The 1,709-nt window shown below is 60.8% G+C and carries 1 protein-coding gene; it reads left to right on the top strand.

The window, feature by feature from the left end:
* Window positions 1-51: 51 nt before the first annotated feature.
* A partial coding sequence (locus ACFQ6H_RS29760) for an amino acid adenylation domain-containing protein (protein WP_378650433.1) occupies window positions 52-1,709 on the top strand: 1,658 nt, incomplete at its 3' end.

The raw sequence follows: 1,709 nt of genomic DNA, 5'->3' as shown, positions 1-1,709 counted from the left end.
CGTGGGTTGGTGTTGGGGGGTGTGAATGTTACGGATCGTTGTGTTGATGATGTGACGTTGGCGGGTTTGGTGGCGGCTGCGGTTGAGGTGTCGTCGGGTCGTGTTGCTGTGGTGTTCGGTGATGTGGTGTTGACGTATGCCGAGTTCGGTGTGCGGGTGAATCGGTTGGCGCGGTGGTTGATCGGGCGTGGTGTGGGCCCGGATGTTTTGGTCGGGCTTGCGGTGGAGCGTTCGGTGGAGATGATCGTGGCGATGCATGCGGTTGTTGCTGCGGGTGGTGCGTATGTGCCGATTGATCCGGAGTTGCCGGTGGAGCGGATCGGGTTTGTGGTTGAGTCGGCTGCGCCGCGGTTGGTGTTGACTGTTTCTGCGTTTGTGGGTGTGTTGCCGGCGGGTGTGGATGTTGTTGTTCTTGATGGTCTTGATGTGGGTGGGTTGTCGGGTGGTCCGGTTTCTGATGGTGATCGGGTGGCGCCGTTGCGGTCGGGTAATGCGGCGTATGTGATGTTCACGTCGGGGTCGACGGGTCGGCCGAAGGGTGTGTCGGTCAGTCATGGGGCGATTGTCAATCAGTTGGCGTGGTTGGCGGGGGAGTATGGGGTTGGTGCGGATGATCGGGTGATGGCGCGTGCTCCGTTCACGTTCGATGTGTCGGTGTGGGAGTCGTTTTTGCCGTTGACGGTGGGTGCGCGGTTGGTGGTGACGCGGCCGGGTGGGCATCGTGAGTTGGATTATCTTGCGGGTGTGATGGTCGAGCATGCGATTTCGGTGGCGGAGTTCGTTCCGTCGGTGCTTGCGGCGTTGGTGGCTGATGGTTTTGGTGGTGCGTTGGGGTCGTTGCGGCATTTGTTTGCCGGTGGTGAGGAGTTGACGCCGGAGCTTGCGGTGGCGTTGGGTTCGTTGACGTCGGCTGCGGTGCATAACACGTATGGTCCGACGGAGGCGGCGATTACGACGACGGCGCATCGGATTGTGGGTTCGGTGTCTGGGGTGGTGCCGATCGGGACGCCGGTGTGGAATACGCGTGGGTATGTGTTGGATTCGCGGTTGCGTCCGGTGCCGGTGGGTGTTGCGGGTGAGTTGTATCTCGATGGTGCGCAGTTGGCGCGTGGTTATCATCGGCGTCCGGATTTGACGTCGGATCGGTTTGTGGCGAATCCGTTTGTGGTGGGTGCTCGGATGTATCGCACGGGTGATCGTGCGTTGTGGAGTGCTGCTGGGTCGTTGGTGTATTTGGGTCGGACGGATTTTCAGGTGAAGATTCGTGGGGTGCGGATCGAGCTCGGTGAGATCGAGTCGGCGTTGGCTGGGTTGCCGGGTGTTTCGGGTGCTGTGGTGGTGGTGCATGGGGGGAGTCGTCTGGTCGGGTATGTGACGGCTGGGTCCTCGGCCGATGCGGGTAGTTCTGTGGATTCGGTGGGGGCGCGGGCTGCGGTGGGGTTGGTGCTTCCGTCGTACATGGTTCCGGATGTGGTGGTTGTCGTTGATGAGTTCCCGTTGTCGAGTGCGGGGAAGTTGGATCGGAAGGCGTTGCCGGAGCCTGTTTTTGGTTCGCGGGTGTTTCGGGCGCCGGTTTCTGGTTCGGAGTTGGTGGTGGCTGCTGCGTTTGCGGTGGTGTTGGGGTGTGGGTCGCGGGTTGGGTTGGATGATGATTTCTTCGTGTTGGGTGGTAATTCGCTGAATGCGACCAGACTCATCAGCCGCATCAA

This window comes from Rhodococcus sp. NPDC056506, assembly GCF_042794945.1.
GTDB lineage: Bacteria > Actinomycetota > Actinomycetes > Mycobacteriales > Mycobacteriaceae > Rhodococcus_F.
This window is presented reverse-complemented; position numbering and strand designations above follow the sequence as displayed.